This window comes from Streptomyces shinuiensis, assembly GCF_043660855.1.
Classification (GTDB): Bacteria; Actinomycetota; Actinomycetes; order Streptomycetales; family Streptomycetaceae; genus Streptomyces.
In genome coordinates this window covers 1,744,891-1,761,762 of record NZ_JBIHML010000001.1, presented here as the reverse complement: position 1 = coordinate 1,761,762, position 16,872 = coordinate 1,744,891, and the positions used below count along the sequence as shown (strand labels likewise).

General features: G+C 72.6%; 14 protein-coding genes and 1 riboswitch. Of the genes, 7 read left to right on the top strand and 7 right to left on the bottom strand.

What is annotated here, in order from left to right:
- Positions 1-93: 93 nt before the first annotated feature.
- The gene (locus ACGRHY_RS07655) at positions 94-861 is read right to left on the bottom strand and encodes an enoyl-CoA hydratase/isomerase family protein (RefSeq protein WP_394634637.1); all 768 of its coding nucleotides are present in this window, start codon (positions 859-861) and stop codon (positions 94-96) included.
- A 271-nt stretch (positions 862-1,132) separates the two neighbouring features.
- Here ACGRHY_RS07655 and glgX point away from each other — a divergent pair, with 271 nt between their 5' ends.
- The 3 genes from glgX to ACGRHY_RS07640 all read left to right on the top strand — a co-directional run bounded on the left by glgX (position 1,133) and on the right by ACGRHY_RS07640 (position 4,930).
- Positions 1,133-3,379, top strand: a complete 2,247-nt coding sequence (gene glgX / locus ACGRHY_RS07650) for a glycogen debranching protein GlgX (protein ID WP_394634636.1) — start codon at positions 1,133-1,135, stop codon at positions 3,377-3,379.
- A gap of 84 nt (positions 3,380-3,463) precedes the next feature.
- Positions 3,464-3,694: an EF-hand domain-containing protein gene (locus ACGRHY_RS07645; RefSeq protein WP_394634635.1), complete on the top strand. Its 231-nt coding sequence runs from the start codon at positions 3,464-3,466 to the stop codon at positions 3,692-3,694.
- 306 nt (positions 3,695-4,000) lie between these two features.
- Entirely contained in the window at positions 4,001-4,930 is a 930-nt protein-coding gene (locus ACGRHY_RS07640) for a DUF8814 domain-containing protein (protein WP_394634634.1), read from the top strand.
- 31 nt (positions 4,931-4,961) lie between these two features.
- On the opposite strand, the gene ACGRHY_RS07635 is transcribed toward ACGRHY_RS07640, so the two are convergent.
- From ACGRHY_RS07635 to gcvT, 6 genes are all read right to left on the bottom strand, one after another.
- Complete coding sequence (locus ACGRHY_RS07635; RefSeq protein WP_394634633.1) at positions 4,962-5,711, bottom strand: vWA domain-containing protein; 750 nt, start codon at positions 5,709-5,711, stop codon at positions 4,962-4,964.
- Between the two features lie 174 nt (positions 5,712-5,885).
- The gene (locus tag ACGRHY_RS07630) at positions 5,886-6,899 is read right to left on the bottom strand and encodes a glycoside hydrolase family 11 protein (protein WP_394634632.1); all 1,014 of its coding nucleotides are present in this window, start codon (positions 6,897-6,899) and stop codon (positions 5,886-5,888) included.
- A gap of 527 nt (positions 6,900-7,426) precedes the next feature.
- Positions 7,427-8,824: an L-serine ammonia-lyase gene (locus ACGRHY_RS07625; protein WP_394634631.1), complete on the bottom strand. Its 1,398-nt coding sequence runs from the start codon at positions 8,822-8,824 to the stop codon at positions 7,427-7,429.
- Between the two features lie 178 nt (positions 8,825-9,002).
- Positions 9,003-10,271: a serine hydroxymethyltransferase gene (gene glyA, locus ACGRHY_RS07620; RefSeq protein ID WP_394634630.1), complete on the bottom strand. Its 1,269-nt coding sequence runs from the start codon at positions 10,269-10,271 to the stop codon at positions 9,003-9,005.
- 71 nt (positions 10,272-10,342) lie between these two features.
- Positions 10,343-10,720, bottom strand: coding sequence for a glycine cleavage system protein GcvH (gene gcvH / locus ACGRHY_RS07615; protein WP_394634629.1), 378 nt, complete (start codon positions 10,718-10,720; stop codon positions 10,343-10,345).
- Between the two features lie 118 nt (positions 10,721-10,838).
- Positions 10,839-11,966 (bottom strand): glycine cleavage system aminomethyltransferase GcvT, encoded by a 1,128-nt coding sequence (gene gcvT, locus ACGRHY_RS07610; RefSeq protein WP_394634628.1) that lies wholly within the window; start codon positions 11,964-11,966, stop codon positions 10,839-10,841.
- A gap of 175 nt (positions 11,967-12,141) precedes the next feature.
- A riboswitch (glycine riboswitch) is annotated at positions 12,142-12,250 on the bottom strand.
- A gap of 212 nt (positions 12,251-12,462) precedes the next feature.
- On the opposite strand from gcvT, the gene ACGRHY_RS07605 reads away from it, so the two are divergent.
- From ACGRHY_RS07605 to ACGRHY_RS07590, 4 genes are all read left to right on the top strand, one after another.
- Positions 12,463-13,146 carry an AAA family ATPase gene (locus ACGRHY_RS07605; RefSeq protein WP_394634627.1) on the top strand — a complete coding sequence of 228 codons (684 nt, stop codon included), beginning with the start codon at positions 12,463-12,465 and terminating at the stop codon, positions 13,144-13,146.
- 79 nt (positions 13,147-13,225) lie between these two features.
- Entirely contained in the window at positions 13,226-14,005 is a 780-nt protein-coding gene (locus ACGRHY_RS07600; RefSeq protein WP_394634626.1) for an enhanced serine sensitivity protein SseB, read from the top strand.
- A 179-nt stretch (positions 14,006-14,184) separates the two neighbouring features.
- Entirely contained in the window at positions 14,185-14,952 is a 768-nt protein-coding gene (locus tag ACGRHY_RS07595; RefSeq protein WP_394634625.1) for an enhanced serine sensitivity protein SseB C-terminal domain-containing protein, read from the top strand.
- 182 nt (positions 14,953-15,134) lie between these two features.
- Positions 15,135-16,802 carry an ABC transporter substrate-binding protein gene (locus tag ACGRHY_RS07590; protein WP_394634624.1) on the top strand — a complete coding sequence of 556 codons (1,668 nt, stop codon included), beginning with the start codon at positions 15,135-15,137 and terminating at the stop codon, positions 16,800-16,802.
- The last annotated feature ends 70 nt before the right edge of the window (positions 16,803-16,872 follow it).

Here is a 16,872-nt window from a genome sequence, read left to right as displayed (position 1 = left end):
GGTGCGGAAAGACCCGCGCGCCGTTCCGCACCCCTGCGCTCCGGCCGGTTCCGGCGGGCCGTTCCACCGGCTCACCGGCTCACCGGCCGGGCGTCAGCGGAACCTCGCCTTGCCCGGTCCCTCCTCGACGAAGCTGCGCATGCCGGTCTCGCGGTCCTCGGTCGCGAACAGCCCGGCGAACCAGGTGCGCTCGATCGCCAGCCCGGTGTCGATGTCCGCCTCCAGCCCGGCGTCGACGCACTCCTTGGCGGCGCGCAGTGCGATCGCCGGACCGGCCGCCAGCCTCGACGCCCAGGCGTGCGCCTGCTCGTAGACCTCGGCCGCCGGCACGACCTTGTCCACCAGGCCGATGGACAGGGCCTCGTCCGCCTTCACCTGGCGGCCGGTGAAGATCAGGTCCTTGGCCCTGGAGGGGCCGACCAGCCGGGACAGCCGCTGGGTGCCGCCGGCACCGGGGATCAGTCCCAGCAGGATCTCGGGCTGCCCCAGCTTGGCGTCGTCGGCGGCGATCCGGATGTCGGCGCACAGCGCCAGCTCGCAGCCGCCGCCCAGCGCGTAGCCCGTCACCGCGGCCACCACCGGCTTGGGGATGCGTGCCACGGCGGTGAAGGAGTCCTGCAGCCCCCGGGACCTGGCGACCATGGCCGCGTGGTCCATCTCGCGCATCTCCTTGATGTCCGCGCCCGCCGCGAACACCTTCTCCCCGCCGTAGATCACCACGGCCCGTACGTCGTCGCGGTGCGTCGCCTCCTCGGCCAGCTCGCGCAGCCGGTCCTGGACGGCGATGTCCAGCGCGTTCATGGGGGGACGGTTCAGTCGGATGGTGCCGACGCCCTCGGCGACCTCAAGAGTCACAGTCATGGGGGCAGGTTAGCCCCCGTTAACGACGCGCGGTCCCCCGCCTCCCGGCCGTGCGGATCCCGGGGCGGGCACGGGGCCGGCCCCGTGCCCGCCCCGGGATCCGCACGGCCGGAGCAGCGCGGTGGAAAGAAGACGATCACACGGGTGAGGCGGACGGCCCGAACGGGAACACTCCTGCCAGACCCGGGTACCGGACCCGCGCGGCAGGGACGCCGTGCGGGCCCCGGACCCGCCCCCGCCGCGAGCCGCCGGAGGCCACAACGTGTCGGACGTGTCGAGCGCACCCGAACAGCAGACGCGCCGGGAGCCCCGGGACGCCGGGTCCCCGGCGGCCGGCGTCCCGGCCGCCCCCACCGTCTGGCCCGGCAGCCCCCAGCCGCTGGGAGCCCGCCACCACATCGGCCCGGGCGGGGTGGCGGGCACCAACTTCGCACTGTGGTCGGCCGGCGCCGAGGCCGTCGAGGTCTGCCTCTTCGACGACGACGGCAACGAGACCCGCTGCCCGCTGACGGAGCACACCCAGGAGATCTGGCACGGCTTCGTCCCCGGAGTCGGCCCCGGGCAGCTCTACGGCTACCGGGTGCACGGCCGCTGGGACCCGTGGACGGGCGCCCGCTGGAACCCGGCCAAGCTGCTGCTGGACCCGTACGCCCGCGCGGTGGACGGCGACTACGCCCTGCCGCCGGAGGTCTACGGTCATGTCCGCGACTGGCCGCAGCCGCATCTGGCCGACACCGTGCGCGACGAGCACGACTCGGCGCCACACGTGCCCAGGGGTGTCGTCGTCGACTCGGCCCTGGGCGTGGGGCCGGGAGGCGGGGACGAGTGGCTCGACGACCGCCGCCCCAAGACCCCCTGGCCCGACTCGGTCATCTACGAGCTGCACGTGCGCGGCTTCACCATGCGCCACCCCGGCGTCCCGCCCGAACTGCGCGGCACCTACGCCGGGCTCGCGCACCCGGCCGCGATCGAGCACCTGGTGAAGCTGGGCGTGACGGCGGTGGAGCTGCTGCCGGTGCACCAGTTCGCGCACGAGGACCACCTGCTCCGCCGCGGCCTGCGCAACCACTGGGGATACAACTCCATCGGCTACTTCGCGCCGCACGCCGCGTACGCCGCCGGCGGAACGCGCGGCCGGCAGGTGGGGGAGTTCCGGGAGATGGTCCGGGCGCTGCACGCCGCCGGGATCGAGGTCATCCTCGACGTGGTCTACAACCACACCGCCGAGGGCAGCGAACTGGGGCCGACCCTCTCCCTGCGCGGCATCGACAACCGCGGCTACTACCGGCTGGCCGACGACCCGCGCCACTACGCCGACTACACCGGCTGCGGCAACACCCTGCACGTCGTCCAGCCCCAGGTACTGCGGCTGATCACGGACTCGCTGCGCTACTGGGTGCAGGAGATGGGCGTGGACGGCTTCCGCTTCGACCTGGCCGCCGCGCTGGCCCGCTCCATGCACGACGTGGACATGCTCTCCCCCTTCCTCGCGGTCATCGCCCAGGACCCGGTGCTGCGCAGGGTGAAGCTGATCGCCGAGCCGTGGGACGTGGGCGCGGGCGGCTACCAGGTGGGCGCCTTCCCACCGCTGTGGACGGAGTGGAACGACCGCTACCGCGACACCGTCCGCGACTTCTGGCGCGGCGCCCTGCCGGACGTGCGGGACCTGGGCTACCGGCTGTCGGGCTCCAGCGACCTGTACGCCTGGGGCGGGCGGCGGCCGTACGCCTCGGTCAACTTCGTCACCGCCCACGACGGCTTCACCCTGCGCGACCTGGTGAGCTACGAGCGCAAGCACAACGAGGCCAACGGTGAGGACAACCGCGACGGCACCGACGACAACCGCTCCTGGAACTGCGGCGCGGAGGGCGGGACCGGCGACGAGGCGGTGCTCGCCCTGCGGCGGCGCCAGCTGCGCAACCTGCTGTCCACCCTGCTGCTGTCCACCGGCGTGCCGATGCTGGTGGCGGGCGACGAGATGGGCCGCACCCAGGGCGGCAACAACAACGCCTACTGCCAGGACAACGAGACGGGCTGGGTGGACTGGTCGCTGCTGGCCGAGCCCGCCTGGCGCGAGCTGTACGCCCTGGCCTCGCGGCTGATCGCGCTGCGCCGCTCCCATCCGGTGCTGCGGCGCAAGGCCTTCTTCTCCGGGCGCGCGCACGGCCCGGAGGGGCTGCGGGACCTTGCCTGGTTCACCGGTGGCGGCCGGGAGATGGCCGAGCCCGACTGGTACGCGCCCGGCGCCACGCTGGGCATGTACCTGTCCGGCCGGGACATCCCGCAGCGCGACGAGCGGGGTGGCCCGGTCGTCGACGACAGCTTCCTGGCCGTCCTCCACGCCGGGAACGAGGACGGGCGCTTCAGGCTGCCGGGACCGCCGTGGGGGCAGGGCTACGAGCTGCTGGTGGACACCGTGCGGGAGGAGCAGGAGGAGGGGCCGGGCACGGTCCACCCGGCGGGTGAGACGGTCGCGCTCCCGGCGCGTTCGGTGCTGGTGTGGCGTGTGCTGCCCTGAGATGCACGGGTGGCCCGTGTGGCGCACGTGATGGCCCGTTAGGGTGTGCGCGTCACGACCGCACGAGGGAGGGGACGACAGGCGATGGCCGACATGGAGAGCGCGCGCGAGACGTTCGACCGATTCGACCTGGACGGGGACGGACTGGTCACCGCGGCGGAGTTCCGCAAGGTGCTGGGCGAGCTGGGGGACCACACCCTCACCGTGGACATGGCCCAGACCCTGATCAACCAGCATGACAGCGACGGCGACGGACTGCTGTCCTTCGAGGAGTTCTGGCAGGCCCGTCAGAAGGCCGCCACCCGGTCGGCGTAAGGCACGGCGCGGTCCTCGCGGCACGGCGGGGCGGCCACCACAGGGAGCAACCCAGGGTGACCGCCCCGCCTTTCTGTGTCATAAGTGGCTTTTGTCGGTCGACGCACACGGTGCGGCGCCGACCGGTGCGGCGGCACCACCGAGCCCGCCGCACCCACCGAGCCCGCCGCGCTTCCGCCCCCCGACCGGGCCGGGCGCACGGCACTACCCCGAAGGACCACGATGCGCACCAGATGCACAGCCCGCCACCGCTCCGCGCTTCGGATTCCCCGACCGCTCCGCGCCACCCGTACCGCCCTGCCGGCCGTGACCCTGCTCTGCCTCGGTCTCGGCCTCGCGCCGCCGGCCGCCCCGGCCCCCGCTCCCGCCGTGCGCGAGGCGCCCGGCCCCGTCCAGACCTGGGCGGCCGACCTGTCCCGGGTGGACGCCGATGACAGCGGCGTCCGCCACACCGGCGGAGAGCTGCGCACGACCGGCGACTACGGAGTCCAGGTCCTGGCTCCGCACCGGCTCGGCCGGCAGGCCAACCGCGTCCGGGTCAGGCCCGACGCACAGGTGCCCGGCGACGCGGGGATCGCCTTCGATGTCCGCGGCCGCACCGGGAGCGGCCCGTGGACCGAGTGGCGCGAGGCGGGCGACGCGGGCGGCGGCACCGCCGTCCTCCCGCGTGCCGTCACCACCGTCCAGGTCCGGCTGGCGATGTGGGACCCCGAGGGCGCGATCCGGCTACGCGGCCTGGAGGTGAGCGCCGACACCGACCCGGACGCCCGGCAGGAGCAGGAGGCGGCCGGGCCCGCGTACGGCGCCCGTGTCTTCGCCACCCGGATCGGCCTGGTGGGCCGTACCACCGCCAACGGGCACGTCATCCGGAAGAACGACCGATTCGTGGCACTGCCCTCCCGGCGTGGCCTGTCGCGCAAGGGTGGCCGGGAGTACTCGGTGCGGGTCTGCGGCCCGGCCCGCTGCGTGACCGCCCCCGTGTGGGACGTCGGGCCCTGGAACATCCGCGACGACTACTGGAACCCGTCCCCGGTGCGCCAGACCTTCCGCGACCTGCCGCGGGGGGTGCCCGAGGCGGAGGCCGCGTACTACACGGGCTACAACGGCGGACGCGACGGGAAGGGCCGCCGGGTGCTCAACCCCGCCGGCATCGACCTGGCCGACGGCACCTTCCGCGACGTCGGGCTGCGCGACAACGGCTGGGTGACCGTCACCTACCTGTGGACGGGCCGCTGACCGCCGCGCGTCCCGCCGCCGACCGCCCGGGTCAGCGCACGATGCCGCCGTCCCGGGCGGCCCGCAGCCAGTCGGGGAACTCGTCGGTCAGCCGGTCGTACAGCTCCGCGTCGGGTATGGCGCGCGGGTCGGGGCCGGCGGCGAAGAACCCGGCGTTGTCCACCACCCGCCTCCCCGGCACGGGCAGGTCGTCCAGCTTCCGCAGGAAGCGGAACTCGTCCTCCCCGAAACCGACGAACTGCCAGAACAGCGGCAGGCGCGAGGCCTCGCACAGCACGCGCTCGGCGGCGGCCTTCGACGTGGGACCGCCGTCGGTCTGGAAGACCACCAGCGCCGGATCGGTGGAACCGCTCGACCGGTAGTGCTCGATCACCGCCTCCATCGCGAGGTGGTAGTTGGTGCGGCCCATGTGCCCCAGGGAGGAGTGGAGGGCCCCGACGCGTCCGGCGTAGTCCTCCAGCGCCATCTCGGCGGTCCCGTCCACGCCGGTGCTGAAGAAGACCACCGGCACCCGCCCGTCGTCGTCCAGATGCGCGGCCAGCCCGAGGACCTGCTCGGCCAGGTGCTGGACGGTGCCGTCGCGGTAGTACGGCCGCATCGATCCGGAGCGGTCCAGCACCAGGTAGACCGCGGCCCGCCGCCCCGACAGCCGGTGCTTCTCCAGGCTGACCGCGGCCTGCTTGTACAGGCTCACCAGCCCGGGGGCCGCGGCCTCCACCTTCTCCAGGCTGATCGCCGGTCCGGACCCGGATCCCGGCCTCTTCACGTAGTCGACGGCCATGACGCCCCCCTCGTGCTCGATGCTGCGGACGCCGAGGGTAACCGGGGCACGGGCGGCGGCAGGACCCCTGTGGACAACCGGCCCGGAATCCCGGGCGGCCTCCTCACGAGCGCCGTGGCGCGGCGGCCGGGGGCCGCCGCGCCGAGGGTGCGGTGCTCGGGGTGCTTCCGGGGGCTAACCGGTGCCGCAGGACACCGTCGGCCAGGTCCAGTTGCCGTTGTGCCTGATGGTGACCCCGAAGTTGTTGCCGCTGCCGTTGGGCCTGGCGGTCATCACCTGGCTGCTGGGCCAGGTGGCGGTGACGTTCCAGGTCGAGAGGATCGTGGCGGGGGAGGGGACGTTCATCGTCACGGTCCAGTTGCTGGAGCCGGACACCGAGACGTTGAGATTGTACCGGTCGTCCCACTTGTCGCCCGCGGACAGTGTCGCGGTGCAGTCGCCGCCTCCGCCGCCACCGCCGGAGGTGCCGCCCACCGTGATGTCGGAGCTGCCGCTGCTCTGGTAGCCCTCGGTCGCCATGATCATGTAGTCGTGGCTGCCCAACCGCATTCCGGCCCGGGCCCAGGCGTCGAAGTGGTTGCCGGTGGTGATGGTGCCGCCGGTCCTCTTCTGCTGGCGGACGCTCCAGTACTGGTTGAAGGTCCTGGTGCCCTCGATGGAGGGGGCGTTGTACCGCGTGGTCTGGTAGATGTCGTACGTGCCGCCGTCGGTGGTGACCGTGCCCTTGAAGGTCCCGGTGGGCCGGTAGGTGCCCCAGTTGTCGACGATGTAGTACTCCACCAGCGGGTTCCTGGACCACCCGTAGAGCGTCAGATAGGCGTTGCCGGACGGGTTGAAGCTGCCGGAGTAGGTCACGGTCCGGCGGCCGCCGGTGCTCCAGCCCTTGCCGATGACGAAGTTGCCGGTGTTGCGCCACGAGGTGCTGTAGTTGCCGCCGGACCCCATGGTGGCGGAGACCGTCCCCGGGGCGTCGGTCCAGAACGAGTAGAAGTACCCGTTGTGGTAGCCCGTCTGGTTCGAGGTGACGGTCTGGGCGTGGGCGGCGCCGGGCGGAAGGGCCAGGACAGCGAGCAGTGCGGCGCAGGCACTGGCGATGAGCAGCTTCAGACGGGCGAACCGGCTGCTCCTCGGCAGCAGGCCGACGCGGCCGGGGCTGCGTCTCCTCCGCTGTGCGGGTGCGTCGTGCATGTGCGTGCCTCCTCGTAGGGGTTGGCGGCTGTGCCGGGCAGCGCGTGCGGACCTGCGGAACCTCCGGCGGCCCCGGGTGGGGCCGGCCGCCGCGCGCCGGTGCCGCAGGACGACGGTGGGGGTCGATCGGTCGGTCGCCGCACGGCCGGCGACCGGAGGGCCGGGCCACGACAGGGGTGGCCCGGGTCGCCGGCGGTCGGGGCCCGCCGACGCCGACAGTGTTGAATCGACCTGATGGCTTGTCAATGCTTTCCGCAATTATTACGGAAGGTATCTGGTGCCGTGAATCTTCCTGAGTTTGCATAACTCCTGTTCAAGAAGCATGCGTGGCAGGAATCATCCGGCCTCTTCCGTCGAATTTGTCGATCATGGAGGGGGTGTCCGGATGACTGACTCCGTAATTTCCGATTTTCTTCCGGAAGTTGCGGAGCCGGGTGCGGCCATGCGGCGGGGGCGGGGGGAACACGGCCGTCCCCGGTCCCGAAGGGACACGGACCGGGGACGGGACGAGGGGGCGGGGCGCCCGCTCAGCACTCGATGACGTTGACGGCCAGTCCGCCGCGCGCGGTCTCCTTGTACTTGACCTTCATGTCCGCGCCCGTCTCCTTCATCGTCTTGATGGCCTTGTCCAGGGAGACGTGGTGGCGGCCGTCGCCGCGCAGGGACATCCGGGCCGCGGTGACCGCCTTGACCGCGGCCATGCCGTTGCGCTCGATGCAGGGGATCTGGACCAGGCCGCCCACGGGGTCGCAGGTCAGGCCCAGGTTGTGCTCGATACCGATCTCGGCGGCGTTCTCGACCTGCTCGGGCGAGCCGCCCAGGACCTCGGCGAGGCCGCCGGCGGCCATGGAGCAGGCCGAGCCCACCTCGCCCTGGCAGCCGACCTCGGCGCCGGAGATGGAGGCGTTCTCCTTGAACAGCAGGCCGATGGCTCCCGCGGTCAGCAGGAAACGCACGACCGTGTCGTCGTCCGCTCCGGGCACGAACTCCATCGCGTAGTGCAGCACGGCCGGGATGATGCCCGCCGCGCCGTTGGTGGGGGCGGTGACGACGCGCCCGCCGGCGGCGTTCTCCTCGTTGACCGCCATCGCGTAGAGCGTCAGCCACTCCATGGCGCGCGCCGCGGCGTCACCCTCGGCGCGCAGCCGCCGTGCCGAGGCGGCCGCGCGCCGGCGGACCTTCAGGCCGCCGGGCAGGATGCCCTCCCGCGACAGGCCGCGGGCCACGCACTCGCGCATCACCCGCCAGATCTCCAGCAGACCCGCGCGGATCTCCTCCTCGCTCCGCCAGGCCCGCTCGTTCTCCAGCATCAGCGCCGAGACGGACAGGCCCGTCTCGCGGGTGGCGCGCAGCAGCTCGTCACCGGTGCGGAAGGGGTACTTCAGCACCGTGTCGTCGAGTTTGATGCGGCCGGAGCCGGCCGCCTCCTCGTCCACCACGAAGCCGCCGCCCACCGAGTAGTAGGTCTTCTCCAGCAGCGGCGTGCCGTCGGCGCCGTACGCGGCCAGGGCCATGCCGTTGGCGTGGTACGGCAGCGAGCGGCGGCGGTGCAGCACCAGGTCGCGGTCGACGTCGAAGGCGATCTCGTGGCCGCCGTGGGCCTCACGGTCCTCCCCGCCGGCGGTGAGCAGGCCCAGCCGTCCCGAGCGCCGCACCCGGTCGACCTCCGCCTCCGCGGCCTCGACGTCGACGGTGCGCGGCGAGTGGCCCGCCAGGCCCAGCAGCACCGCCTTGGGCGTGCCGTGGCCGTGTCCGGTGGCGCCCAGGGAGCCGAACAGCTCGGCCCGCAGCGAGACGGTGCGGGCCAGCGCGCCTTCCTTCCGCAGCCGGCGTGCGAACATCCCGGCCGCCCGCATCGGGCCGACGGTGTGGGAGCTGGAGGGGCCGATGCCGATGGAGAAGAGGTCGAAGACGGAGATGGCCACGGTGGCGGACTCCCTTGTCTGCTCGTGGTTCGCGGCCCGCCGGGTGCGGCGGGCGTGGAGTCCCGCGGATGTGCGGGGCGGGGACACGGTGTCGGTAGGACCGGGCGGGACCGGGGTGGGGCCGGTGGGGCCGGGTGCGCCGCCCGGCCGGCGGCGCACCCGGGTGCCGTGCCGGGGCCTAAAGGCCCGGGTACAGCGGGTGCCTGTCGGCCAGCGCGGACACGCGGCCGGCCAGCCCCTTGGCCTTCGCCTCGTCGAACGAGGGCTTCAGCGCCTCGGCGATGACGTCCGCGACCTCGCGGAAGTCGTCCGCGGTGAAGCCGCGCGTGGCCAGCGCCGGGGTGCCGATGCGCAGGCCCGAGGTGACCATCGGCGGACGGGGGTCGTTCGGGATGGCGTTGCGGTTGACGGTGATGCCGATGGCGTGCAGGCGGTCCTCGGCCTGCCGGCCGTCCAGCTCACTGTCGCGCAGGTCGACCAGGACCAGATGGACGTCGGTGCCGCCCGACAGCACGGACACGCCCGCCTCGGCCGCGTCCGGCCGCGTCAGCCGCTCGGCCAGCAGCTTCGCGCCCTCAAGGGTACGGCGCTGACGGTCCTTGAACTCCTCCGTCGCCGCGATCTTGAAGGAGACGGCCTTCGCCGCGATGACGTGCTCCAGCGGACCGCCCTGCTGGCCGGGGAAGACCGCCGAGTTGATCTTCTTGGCGTGCTCCTGCTTCGACAGGATCACCCCGCCGCGCGGACCGCCCAGGGTCTTGTGGGTCGTGGTGGTGACCACGTCCGCGTACGGCACCGGGTTGGGGTGGAGGCCCGCGGCCACCAGGCCGGCGAAGTGCGCCATGTCCACCATCAGCAGCGCGCCCACCTCGTCGGCGATGCGGCGGAAGGCGGCGAAGTCGAGCTGCCTGGGGTATGCCGACCAGCCGGCGATGATCAGCTTCGGGCGGCGCTCCCCCGCCAGCCGCTCGACCTCCTCCATGTCGACCAGGCCGGTGGTGGCGTCGACGTGGTAGGCGACCACGTCGTACAGCTTGCCGGAGAAGTTGATCTTCATGCCGTGGGTCAGGTGGCCGCCGTGCGCCAGGTCCAGCCCCAGGATGGTGTCGCCCGGCTGCAACAGGGCGAACATCGCCGCGGCGTTGGCCGAGGCGCCCGAGTGCGGCTGGACGTTGGCGGCCTCGGCGCCGAAGAGGGCCTTCACCCGCTCGCGGGCGATGTCCTCGATCACGTCGACGTGCTCGCAGCCGCCGTAGTAGCGGCGGCCGGGGTAGCCCTCGGCGTACTTGTTGGTGAGGACCGAGCCCTGGGCCTGGAGTGCGGCGACCGGGGCGAAGTTCTCCGAGGCGATCATCTCCAGGGTGGTCTGCTGGCGGCGCAGCTCGGCGTCGACGGCTGCGGCGACGTCGGGATCGACCTCGTGCAGGGAACTGTTCAGAAGCGACATCCGGGTCTTTCCGATCGTGGTGTGCTGGCGGACGGCGGGTCCGGGTGCGGAAGAGGCGGGCGGGCCGCCGCTCACTCGCCGGTGAAGGCGGTGTACTCGTCTGCGGACAGCAGGTCTCCCGGCTCGTCCGTCACCCGGATCTTGAACAGCCAACCGCCCTGGTAGGGGGCGGAGTTCACCAGCGCCGGGTCGTCCACCACGTCCTGGTTGACCTCGGTGACCTCACCGGTGACCGGCGCGTACAGGTCGCTGACCGACTTGGTCGACTCCAGCTCGCCGCAGGGTTCGCCCGCGGTCACCGTGTCGCCGACCTCCGGGAGCTGCACGAAGACGACGTCGCCGAGCGCGTTCGCCGCGTGCTCGGTGATGCCGATCGTCGAGACGCCGTCCTCGGCGGCCGACAGCCACTCGTGCTCCTTGCTGTAGCGCAGCTGCTGGGGGTTGCTCATGGCGTGATTCTCCTGATCAGGGGTGTGGTGTGAGAAACGGGTCTTGCCAGGTGGGACGGTGCCCCGGGCAGGTGGTGCGGCAAGTGGTCGGGCGGTCGGTCGGCGGCGGCCCGGGCCGTCAGCGCTCGCGCCGGTAGAACGGCAGCGCGACGACCTCGTAGGGCTCATGCGTACCGCGGATGTCCACCGCCACACCCTCGGTGCCCGGGGCGGCGTGGGCGGCGTCCACGTACGCCATGGCGATCGGCCTGCCCAGCGTGGGGGAGGGGGCGCCGGAGGTGACCTCGCCGATCACCGAGCCGTCCGCGCCGACCACCGCGTACCCGGCGCGCGGCACCCGGCGGCCGGCGGCGACCAGGCCGACCAGCCTGCGCGGCGGGTTCTCGGCGGCCCGCCCGGCGGCGGCCTCCAGGGCGGCGCGGCCGGTGAAGTCGCCGGGCTTGTCGAACTTCACCACGCGGCCGAGCCCGGCTTCGAAGGGGGTGGTGGAACGGGTCAGCTCGTGCCCGTACAGCGGCATGCCCGCCTCCAGCCGCAGCGTGTCGCGGCAGGACAGCCCGCACGGCACCAGGCCCGCGTCCGCGCCGGCCTCGGTCAGCGCCCGCCACAGCACCTCGGCGTCACCGGGGGCGACGAACAGCTCGAAGCCGTCCTCGCCGGTGTAACCGGTGCGGGCGATCAGCGCCTCCACGCCCGCCACCGTGCCGGGCAGCCCGGCGTAGTACCTCAGACCGTCGAGACCGGCGTCGGTGACCTTCGCCAGGACGGCGGCCGCCCGCGGTCCCTGGACGGCCAGGAGGGCGTAGGCGTCGCGGTCGTCGCGCACGGCGGCGCCGGTGAGGCCGGAGCCGCCGAGCCGCTCGGTGAGGGCGTCCAGTACCACCTGGGCGTTGGAGGCGTTGGCGACGACCAGGTACTCCTCCTCGCCCAGCCGGTAGACGATCAGGTCGTCGAGGATGCCGCCGGACTCGTCGCAGATCATGGTGTAACGCGCCCGGCCCACGGCGACGGCGGACAGATGACCGACCAGGGCGCGGTCCAGCAGCTCACCGGCCCGCGGGCCGGTGACGGCGATCTCACCCATGTGGCTCAGGTCGAACAGGCCGGCGCGGGCGCGCACGGCGTTGTGCTCGTCGCGCTCGCTGCCGTAGCGCAGCGGCATGTCCCAGCCCGCGAAGTCCGTCATGGTCGCGCCCAGGGCGCGGTGCACGGAGTCGAGGGCGGTACGGCGGGGGGAATCACTCATGGTCGGCAAGCTCCCGGGCGAGGTGGCGATGTCGTGCGAGGACGGTGGGAAGGACACGTCCTCCCCATCTGTCATCGGAACCTGAGAGGTTCGCCACGAGTCCGCACGGGCGGGCCACGGCTTGCACCTTGGGTGGGACGACTCCGCTCGGGGACCGCCCGCTTTTCAGATCTGCCTCGTCCACACGGTAACGGGGCCTGAGAGATTCAAGGGAGGACTTGCTCCTTCGGCGCCCCGGAAACCGTCGTGACCAGCGTTTCCGGGAACTCTCCCGTGCGGACTCGATCGGCCGGTATGCAGTTGGCCCGCTCATCATCGCACGCCCGGCGCACACCGCCCCCGGGCGGGCGCGAAGCCGCGTCGCGGGGCCCGGGACGAGACGGGTACGGCGCCGTGACACACCTGGTGAACGGCCGTCTTGTCCACCGTCGCCCTTCTTGACACGCTCGGGGTGACGCCGCGAGCACGTGGCGCGAAAGCGGGGAGGGCGTATCCGGTGAGCAGCCTGGAGAGTGCTTGTACGGCACAGGGCGGAGCGCCGCCCCGGCGCAGGGCGGCGCCGGGGAAGACGGTGCCCGCGGCGGCGCCGGAGAGAGCCGGGAGAGCCGGCGGACGCGATCTGCGCGGCACCGCGGCGGTGCGGGTCCTGCGCTTCCCCGCGGGCGACCGGGTGGTCGTCTCCGGGCTGCCGGGCAGCGGCAAGTCCACCCTGATCCGCCGCGTGGTCGCCGAGGACGACGCGGTGGTGCGGATCGACTCCCAGGACATGCGGGAGCGCTGGGAGCGGCGGATGCCCGCCCGGCTGCCGTACGCCGTCTACCGCCCCCTGGTGCGGATCGCGCACTACCTCGCGCTGCGGCGGGCCCTGGCCTCGGGTGCCGGAGTGGTGGTGCACGACTGCGGAGCCCAGGGCTGGGTGCGCCGCTGGCTGGCCCGGGACGCGCGGCGGCGCGGGCGTGCCGTGCACCTGCTGCTGCTGGACGTACCGCCTCGGGTGGCGCTGGCCGGGCAGGCGGAGCGGGGGCGCGGGGTGTCGGCGTACGCCTTCGCCCGGCACCGGCGGGCGGTGCGCCGCCTGGTGGCGGACGCGGAGGCCGGCCGGCTGCCCCCGGGCTGCGTCGCGTCGGTGCTGCTGGACCGGACGGCGGCGGGGGCGCTGCGCGGGGTGGTGTTCGACTGATGTCCGTGCTCCGGTGCCCCGTGAACGCGGGCGCGGCCGGCGGACGGACGCACCCGCCCGGTGCCGATAAGGTTTTCCCATGACCATCCCGCAGCAGTACGGACCGGGGCACGGCGGCGGCTGGCCCGGCAACGAGCTGGAGGAGACCCTCGCCGCCTCCCTCGGCGCCCCCCGAGCGGGCGCCCGGCTGCTGGAGGTGCTCGGACGCAGCAGTCTGTGGGTCCCGCTGCCCGAGGGCGGCGGGCCCGACAGCCCCAGCCTCGACCTGCCCACGATCCAGCTCGACGGGGCGCCCTACGTCCCCGTCTTCAGCTCCGAGCAGCAGTTCCTGCGGTGCGTCGGCTCGCATCTGCCCTTCGCCGTCGCGCCCGCGCGGGAGTTCGCCCGCGGCCTGCCGCCGCAGATGGGTATCGCGGTCAATCCCGAGGGCACCGTCGGCGTCCCCCTGCCCCCGGACGCCGTGGCCGAACTGTGCCGCGAGGGCGGGGCCGAGGGGATCCCGGGGATGGCCGGCGGCGCCCGGGTCCGGCTCTTCGAGCCCGACTGGCAGGAGGAGCCGGTGGACTTCCTGGCCGCCGCGGCCGGTGAGTTCGCGGTGCTGCCGCAGGTCCGCACCGCGCGCCGCGGCCTGGCCAGCGTCGAGGGCGATCCGCCCGCGCTGTTCGTCGGAGTGGAGCTGGACCTGCTGGACACGCAGGCCCGTGCGGCGGCGCACGACGCGCTCGGCCGCGCGCTGGGCCGGGAACCGGTGCGGTGGCCGGTGCAGATGGTGCTGCTGGACGCGGCCCAGGATCCGGTCGTGGACTGGATGCGCCAGTGCGTGCGGCCCTTCTACAACCGCCAGGACCAGCCGTACTGACATCCGGGCCGTCCGGTGTCCCGCGCGGCCGCGCCCGGGTGTCCGGCCCGGGCACCCCTGCCCGGAAACGGCCGAGCGGTCCGGACCCTGTCGGGTGCTGACCGTAAGCTGGTTGGATGTCGGGACGGGACGCGCGCGCGGCCCGGTGAGCGAGGACGACGCGAGAAGGGGCGGCCCACGTGAGCGCGGGTGGAAGCGTTGAGCAGCTGCTGCGGCAGGTGGCGCCCGGGCGGTACGACACCTATGAAGCGCTGTTGCACGCCCTCGCCTCCGGCCGGGTGCGGATGCTGCTCTGGCACGGCCGGGCCGGGTCCCCCGACGCCCAGTACGGGAACATGGAGGTCGCCGGGCACGGCTACGCGCCCTGTGTGACCTCCGAGCACGAGCTGACGGCCTCCGGCTGGACCAGGGACCACGAGGTGGTCGGCGGACGCGACATCGCCGCCGCCCTCTTCCCCGACCGCTGGGGGCTGTGGCTCAACCCGCACGCGCCCGGCGGCGGAGTCGGCGTCCCCTGGCTGGACCTGCGCCGGATCGCGGTCGGGCTGGATAGGCTGCCGGCCGGGCCGCTGCGCATCGGCGAACCGACCGTGGACGTACCGCACTTCTACGCCCAGCTGGCGCACAACGCCCACCGCACGCCCGCCGTGCGCACCCTGCGCCGGGCCTGGGTGCAGCCCGCCCTGGGCGCGCCGCAGCTGGTGATCGGGCTCGACCTGTACGACTCCGCGCCGCAGGCGGTGGATTCGGTGCGGTCGATGATGCAGCAGTCGGTGGCCGCGGTGCCGGACGGGCTGGCGGTGTCCACGGTGTCGATGTCGGACGAGTACGATCCGGTCGCCATGTGGCTGCGGGCCAACTCCCGTCCCTTCTTCGACCGTGACGCCCATGCCGCCGCCCCCGCGGCGGCCCCCGGGCACGGCTACGGCTACCCCCGCCCCTACTGACGCGGCCCGCCGACGACCGGTGGTTTCGTCCGGTATCAACGCTTTGACCTGCGCTGATGTCATTTCGGGCGCCAGGGTCTCAGGTCTATATCACCGACATGCGGACAGTTCACACCGATGGTTGGGCGCAGTACTGTTCGGGCGACCAGCAGTCAAACCGTCACCGACCCCTGAGGTGGAACATGCGAATAACCGGTTCCAGGGTCGTCCAGACGATTGCGGCGGCCCTCGCGGTTGGTGTGATCGCCACTGGATGTGCCAGTGAACGAGGCGAGAAGAGCGAGGGTGAGGGCGGGGACACCTTCGTCTTCGGCGCCGCCGGAGACCCGGGTTCCCTGGACCCCGCGCTGGCGAGCGACGGTGAGACGTTCCGGGTCACCCGCCAGGCCTTCGAGGCGCTGATCGAGCACGAGCCGGGCGGCACCGAGCTGGTCGGCGGCCTCGCCGAGTCGTGGGAGGCCGACGAGACCGGCACCGAGTGGACCTTCAACCTCCGCGAGGGCGTGAAGTTCCACGACGGCGAGAAGCTGACCGCCGAGGCGGTGTGCAAGAACTACGACCACTGGTTCAACTGGACCGGCACGTACCAGGAGAGCGCGGTCTCCTACTACTGGCAGAAGATCTTCGGCGGCTTCGCCGAGAACGAGAGCAAGGACACGCCCAAGGCCAACTACAAGGGCTGCGAGGCGAAGGACGAGCTGACCGCCGTCATCAACGTGCACGAGGCCACGGCCAACCTGCCGGGCGGCTTCTCCCTCCAGGCGCTGGCCATCCACTCCCCGAAGGCCATCGACGCCTACGAGAAGCAGGAGCTGAGCGGCGAGGGCGACGCCATCTCCTACCCCAAGTACAGCCAGGAGGCCGGCGCCGTCGCGGGCACCGGCCCCTTCCGCATCACCGAGTGGGACAAGGGCAACAAGGAAGTCACCCTCGAGCGGTTCGACGACTACTGGGGTGAGAAGGCCGGTGTCGGGAAGCTGGTCTTCCGCACCATCGCCGAGGAGTCCGCGCGCCGCCAGGCGCTGCAGGCCGGCAACATCCACGGCTACGACCTGGTCGCGCCCTCGGACGTGAAGACCCTGGAGAAGGAAGGCTTCCAGGTCCCGGTCCGCGGCGTGTTCAACATCTTCTACATGGGCATGTCGCAGGAGGCGAACAAGGCCCTGGAGAAGAAGGACGTCCGCCAGGCGATCACCCACGCCATCGACCGCGAGAACATCGTCAAGACGCAGCTGCCCGAGGGCGGCGTGGTGGCCACCCAGTTCATGCCGGACACCGTCGACGGCCACTCGGACAAGGTCGCCACCTACGAGTTCGACACGAAGAAGGCCAAGGACCTGCTCAAGAAGGCCGGCGAGGAGAACCTCAAGGTCACCTTCTGCTACCCGACCGAGGTCACCCGCCCGTACATGCCCGCCCCGGCCGACATGTTCGAACTGATGAAGGCGGACCTGGAGAAGGCCGGCGTCAAGGTCGAGCCCAAGCCCATGAAGTGGGCCCCGGACTACATCGACGCCACCGAGGCCGGCACCTGCGACCTGCACCTGCTGGGCTGGACCGGTGACTTCAACGACGCCTACAACTTCATCGGCACCTGGTTCGCCGGCTACGACAAGCAGTGGGGCTTCCGCGACGACAAGGTCTTCGACGCGGTGAAGGGGTCCGGCGCCGAGCCGGACACCGCCAAGCGGGTCGAGCTGTACAAGAAGGCCAACGAGGTGATCATGGACTACATCCCGGGCGTCCCGGTCTCCTCCTCCCCGCCGTCCATCGCGTTCGCCAAGGACGTCAACCCCCCGAAGGTCTCCCCGCTGACGCAGGAGAACTTCGCCGAGGTCTCCTTCAAGTAAACGCATGACCGCGCGCAGGTCCGCCCGGCCACGGCATCCGAAGTGGCCGGGCGGACCTGCCCATGAGGAC

What these genes read in the sequence shown, in the direction of transcription:
- ACGRHY_RS07600 (WP_394634626.1), top strand. Translation starts at nt 13,226, where the DNA reads ATGACCATCCCGCAGCAGTACGGACCGGGGCACGGCGGCGGCTGGCCC.
- glyA (WP_394634630.1), bottom strand. Translation starts at nt 10,271, where the DNA reads ATGTCGCTTCTGAACAGTTCCCTGCACGAGGTCGATCCCGACGTCGCC.
- ACGRHY_RS07655 (WP_394634637.1), bottom strand. Translation starts at nt 861, where the DNA reads ATGACTGTGACTCTTGAGGTCGCCGAGGGCGTCGGCACCATCCGACTG.
- ACGRHY_RS07635 (WP_394634633.1), bottom strand. Translation starts at nt 5,711, where the DNA reads ATGGCCGTCGACTACGTGAAGAGGCCGGGATCCGGGTCCGGACCGGCG.
- ACGRHY_RS07590 (WP_394634624.1), top strand. Translation starts at nt 15,135, where the DNA reads ATGCGAATAACCGGTTCCAGGGTCGTCCAGACGATTGCGGCGGCCCTC.
- ACGRHY_RS07645 (WP_394634635.1), top strand. Translation starts at nt 3,464, where the DNA reads ATGGCCGACATGGAGAGCGCGCGCGAGACGTTCGACCGATTCGACCTG.
- gcvH (WP_394634629.1), bottom strand. Translation starts at nt 10,720, where the DNA reads ATGAGCAACCCCCAGCAGCTGCGCTACAGCAAGGAGCACGAGTGGCTG.
- gcvT (WP_394634628.1), bottom strand. Translation starts at nt 11,966, where the DNA reads ATGAGTGATTCCCCCCGCCGTACCGCCCTCGACTCCGTGCACCGCGCC.
- ACGRHY_RS07630 (WP_394634632.1), bottom strand. Translation starts at nt 6,899, where the DNA reads ATGCACGACGCACCCGCACAGCGGAGGAGACGCAGCCCCGGCCGCGTC.